5 protein-coding genes, 1 tRNA gene and 1 pseudogene are annotated in these 4,301 nt (G+C 64.2%); 3 read left to right on the top strand and 4 right to left on the bottom strand.

The annotated features are described in order from the left end of the window. Nucleotides 1-431: pseudogene (locus tag EOA27_RS24760) on the bottom strand (integrase); the annotation flags it as partial. Between the two features lie 131 nt (nt 432-562). Between EOA27_RS24760 and EOA27_RS40370 the strand changes: the two are divergent. Together EOA27_RS40370 and EOA27_RS24755 are read left to right on the top strand one after the other, a co-directional pair. Continuing rightward, a tRNA-Ser gene (locus EOA27_RS40370) sits at nt 563-652 on the top strand. Nucleotides 653-788: 136 nt separating this feature from the next. Next, complete coding sequence (locus EOA27_RS24755) at nt 789-1,040, top strand: hypothetical protein (RefSeq protein ID WP_126082336.1); 252 nt, start codon at nt 789-791, stop codon at nt 1,038-1,040. A gap of 108 nt (nt 1,041-1,148) precedes the next feature. Here EOA27_RS24755 and EOA27_RS24750 read toward each other — a convergent pair whose 3' ends face one another. The 3 genes from EOA27_RS24750 to EOA27_RS24740 form a co-directional block, all read right to left on the bottom strand. Beyond that, complete coding sequence (locus tag EOA27_RS24750) at nt 1,149-1,442, bottom strand: hypothetical protein (RefSeq protein WP_126064633.1); 294 nt, start codon at nt 1,440-1,442, stop codon at nt 1,149-1,151. 157 nt (nt 1,443-1,599) lie between these two features. After that, nucleotides 1,600-2,844 carry an ATP-binding protein gene (locus EOA27_RS24745; RefSeq protein WP_126082335.1) on the bottom strand — a complete coding sequence of 415 codons (1,245 nt, stop codon included), beginning with the start codon at nt 2,842-2,844 and terminating at the stop codon, nt 1,600-1,602. Continuing rightward, nucleotides 2,841-3,566, bottom strand: coding sequence for a response regulator (locus tag EOA27_RS24740; RefSeq protein ID WP_126082334.1), 726 nt, complete (start codon nt 3,564-3,566; stop codon nt 2,841-2,843). Before EOA27_RS24740 ends, EOA27_RS24745 begins: the two co-directional genes overlap by 4 nt. A gap of 212 nt (nt 3,567-3,778) precedes the next feature. On the opposite strand from EOA27_RS24740, the gene EOA27_RS24735 reads away from it, so the two are divergent. Continuing rightward, a partial coding sequence (locus tag EOA27_RS24735; RefSeq protein ID WP_127257481.1) for a hypothetical protein occupies nt 3,779-4,301 on the top strand: 523 nt, incomplete at its 3' end.

Raw genomic sequence — 4,301 nt, 5'->3', positions numbered from 1 at the left:
TGTCGCGAAAGCCTAAGTCTTGCATCTCCACGCATCCTCCCTTTGCCCGCTACAGCGCGTTCCCGTATCGACTGCAAATCAATGTAACTTTCTACGGCCGAACGGACCGTTGGCGATGGACCATCTGCGGACGCTATTAGCTCTGCATGCCACGAGGAAATCTTCGCGAGCACGGCGCTTTTTGCCTGCTCGTAGTCGAGAATATTGACGCCGTTTGCGTCCAGAAAATCGTCAGCGATGCCAACCTGCTCGACGCGATAGCGTTTGCCACCAAGCGACTCTATCGCCTGCCAGACGCCGCCGCGCGGTTTCCTCTGGTAGCCGATGGCAACAGTTGGGCCGAGTGATCGACAATACGGCTTCTTGCGCGGCTTGAGCTGCTTGCGGGCATTGCGCGTCGTTATCGCCGCGTCTGTTCTCGTTCGCGCCATTTGGCCAGTCCGTTCTCGCAGATGTGGACCCGAAATTGGTACCGAAATACACCCGCGGATGCACGAAGACAAGGATGGACGAGGCTTTCAAATTATATAATTTCCACAATATGTTACATAAATACCCATAGACGCCGGTAGACACATAAGGCTCGTGTCATAGGCGTAAAACTCGCCCTTTCACGGCGGTAACAGGGGTTCGATTCCCCTTGGGCGTACCAGTCTTATCCTCCCTGAACGGCCGAATCCGGCACCTCGCGCTCACCGGGCCGAAACGCGTCATTAACGGCGTTGTTGGGTGACGCATGTTGGCAGCGATCAGACGGTGTAGAGTTCTGCCTCGCCATGGAGGCGCGGATGAACCTGCTTCGGACAGTTCTCTTATGCGCGGCAGTGACCGGCCTGACCGGACTGCAGCCCGTCCGCGCCGAGGATCAGCCCGCTCAGTCGAACGGCGACGCGGCGCAACAGCTGCCGCCCGTTCACTGCGAGGGACAGAACTGCCTGCCGCCGAGGAACGACCCCGCTTTGGAGTGCAAGGGGCAGGACTGCACGCCGGCTCCAGCGACCGACCAGCCGTCAGGCCCGGAGATCAAGAAGGTCAAGTGAGAGGCAGCGCGGGCTCTGTGGCGAACCGCATGCCGTTGCTCGAGCCCGCGCGGGTTGACGATCAGAAAAGGCAGCGGCCATCCCGCAGAGCGAAGCGGCAGCCTCCGATCAATCCGGAACCATCGGCGCCGGCTCTTCGCAGCGATAGACCATGCACTGCCCGTCACGGGTCGGAACATAGTCAACCATCGGCACGTAGGGAGCATCGCACTCATTGCCGAACTGGCGGACATAGCGCTCATAGGTGTTCGCCCCGGTGGTCAGCACCACCGCATGCCGGCTCTGGATCAGCGCCTGGGTCTGCGCGCAGGTCATGGTGCGCGTGTCGGGTCGTGCATCGGCGAAATTTGTAGCGGCAACGATCATCGCTGCCGCGCAAAACGCAATCTTGCCTATGGGCATGGTCGCATCCTCGCAAAACATCGTATCGCCAAATTCGCATCGTGCGATGCCGCTCCGCAACGGTGGCGCGGTCACGATGCAGCGAGCGAAGCCATGAAAGCAGTTGAAACCCCGCGCCCAATCCCTGGAATTGCCCGAGGACAAATGACGTCCGAGGTCAGGCTGTTGCAAAAACCACTGTCTGCAGCAGCCCTCCCCCCGGCCGGTTCTCCAGCGTGATCGAGCCGCCATAGCGCTCGATGATCTCCTTGGCGATGGCGAGACCCAGCCCCGCGCCCGGGATGAACTGCGTGCGCGCCGGATTGACCCGGAAGAACGGCTCGAAGGCCTTGTTCAACAGGTCCGGCGGGATGCCGGCGCCGCGGTCGGCGATGGTGAGAACCGCCTGGCCGCCTCGCCGCGCAAGCGCGATGGTGCAGCTCTTGCCATGCGTGGCGGCGTTGACGATCAGGTTGCGCAGCGCGCGGCGCAAGCCGAGCGCGCCGGCCTTGACGAACACATGGTCGAGATGGTCGATCGTCACCGCATGGCCGAGCGAGACCATCTCGACCTCGATATCGCGGACTATCCGGTCCAGTTCCACCGGCTCGACCGCGTCGTGGTTGACCTCTTCGCGCACCAGGCGGATGGCGCTGTCGGCGATACGGTCGAGCTCGTCGAGGTCGCTCAGCCATTTCTCGCGATCCTCCTCGAGGAATTCGGCGCGGAGCCGCATCCTGGTCATCGGGGTCCTGAGATCATGGCCGGCGGCGGCCACCAGCCGCATGCGGCTTTCCATCGCCGTCTTCAATCGAGCCGACAGCTCGTTGAGCGCATGGGCGGTGGCCCTCACCTCGGCCGAACCTTTCTCCGGTAAAGTCGCCAGCATGCCATCCGAGCCGATCTTGCTGACGGCGGATTCCAGCATTTCCAGCGGCCGAACCAGCACGCCGGTGAAATAGATCGACACCGGGGTCGCGCCGAGCACGATCAGCGCCATCCAGCCGGCGAACCCGTACCAGACATCGCGCGGCGGGCCCACGTCGGGAACATCGACGATCATCCAGCGATGGTCAGGCAAAGCGACCGAGGCGATCATCCCGGGTTGCTCGGCCCTGCGGCTGACGACCGCCGAAACATCGAGACCGTTCTGGCGCAGCATGTCGTTCAGCACGCGTGTGTGCTTGCGGTCCTCGAACCCGGACGCCGGACGATCGCTGATCGTCACCGGCGCATCGCCGCTGCTCGGCACGTGGCCTGGAACCAATTGCATCATATACTGGATCTGGTGCGCCAGCGGCCCCATCGTCAGCTCCGGCGACGGCCCGCCGAGCACCTTGACGGCGACAAAGGTGGCAAGCCCGACCACGCCCAGGATCGACGCGACCAAAAGGATGATCAGCCGCCGGCGCAGCGAAGTCACGCTTCGGTCTCCGCAGTCTCGACCCGTGCCGTCAGTTGATAGCCGCCATTGCGCACGGTCTTGAACAATGCCTCCTCGCCCGCTTCGGCGAATTTCCGCCGCAGCCGGCTCATCAGCACGTCGACGGACCGGTCGAGCGGCTCGCGCTCGCGCCCTTGCGTCAGATCGAGCAGCTGGTCGCGCGACAAAAGCCGTCCCGGCCGATCGAGAAAGACCTGCAGCAGATCGAACTCCGCGCCGGTCAGGTCGACCAGGGCGCCATCGGCATCCATCACCTTTCGCGTGTCCGGCTCCAGGCTGTAACCGGCGAAATGATAGACGCGGACCTTGGGCGGGGCGGCTTCTTCCGGCGCCGAGCGCCTGAGCACCGCGCGGATGCGGGCCGAAAGCTCGCGCGGGTTGAACGGCTTGCCGAGATAGTCGTCGGCGCCGAGCTCCAGGCCGATGATACGGTCGACATCTTCCTTCAGCGCCGTCAGCAGGATGACCGGAATGTGCGGCTTGCGATCGCGCAGGCTCCGGCAGATGTCGAGACCGGAGCCGTCCGGCAGCATGACGTCGAGCACGATCAGGTCGAACTGGCCGGAGCCGAGCTTCTGCTCGCATTCGCGCCGGTCCGCCGCCACCGACACGCGAAAGCCCTGCCCGTCGAGATAGCGCCCAAGCAGCGTCCTAATCTCGCGATCGTCGTCCACGACGAGGATGTGGGGTTGTGCCTGCATTCTTCGCCCGCTTGCCTTTTCGTTCCTGATTATAGGGAGCGACGCCGCCAAGCGGCATGGAAAATTGCAACGGAACGTTTCCAAGACCCCGCCGGAAACATTCGGAAACAAATCTCCTTTTTCTGGAAACCTTCGGCAATGCGCCGAAGCAATGCGGCAAAAGAGGCTTCCTATCCTCCCGGCATCCGAAGCACGCAGGAAAGGATCATGTCATGCGAAGCAGACTTCTGGCGCTCGGCCTGTTCTCGGTCGCGGCCGTCCACCCGGTGCTCGCTGCCCAGCCGGAGCCCGGCGCTGCACCCGCGGGCGAGCCGCCGGCAATCGGCCGGCAAGACGATGCTGGCCCCGGCCCGATGAAGCCGTGGCCCGGTCAGCGCTGGGCGATGCGTCAAGGCCCGGAAGACTTCGGCCCGCGTCACATGGGTCCGCCGCCCGAATTTCTCGCTGCCCGGCTCGCTGCGCTCGAGACCCGGATCGGCATCCGCTCCGAGCAGCTCGATGCCTGGCGCGACTATACCAGCGCGCTGCAGGCGGTGCTGGCGCCACCGCCGCGGCCCGATTTCGCCCCGCCCGGCCGCGGGCCTGACGCCGCCGCCGGTGGCGAGCCGGATCAGGCAAAGCGCGATCCCTTCGCCTTCCAGGAAAAGCTGGCCGACGAGGTGACCAAACGCGCCGCTTCCGCCGCCAAACTCAAGGACGCCATCGGGGTGCTGCGCGCCAAGCTGACGCCCGAAC

Source organism: Mesorhizobium sp. M2A.F.Ca.ET.037.01.1.1 (genome assembly GCF_003998075.1).
Lineage (GTDB): Bacteria > Pseudomonadota > Alphaproteobacteria > Rhizobiales > Rhizobiaceae > Mesorhizobium.
Note: the sequence above shows the minus strand (reverse complement) of the source record. Positions and strands in the feature narration are given on the sequence as shown.

Bases quoted from the DNA above. Each gene is read 5' to 3' on its own strand.
- EOA27_RS24755 (WP_126082336.1), top strand. From the start codon at position 789: ATGAACCTGCTTCGGACAGTTCTCTTATGCGCGGCAGTGACCGGCCTG.
- EOA27_RS24750 (WP_126064633.1), bottom strand. From the start codon at position 1,442: ATGCCCATAGGCAAGATTGCGTTTTGCGCGGCAGCGATGATCGTTGCC.
- EOA27_RS24740 (WP_126082334.1), bottom strand. From the start codon at position 3,566: ATGCAGGCACAACCCCACATCCTCGTCGTGGACGACGATCGCGAGATT.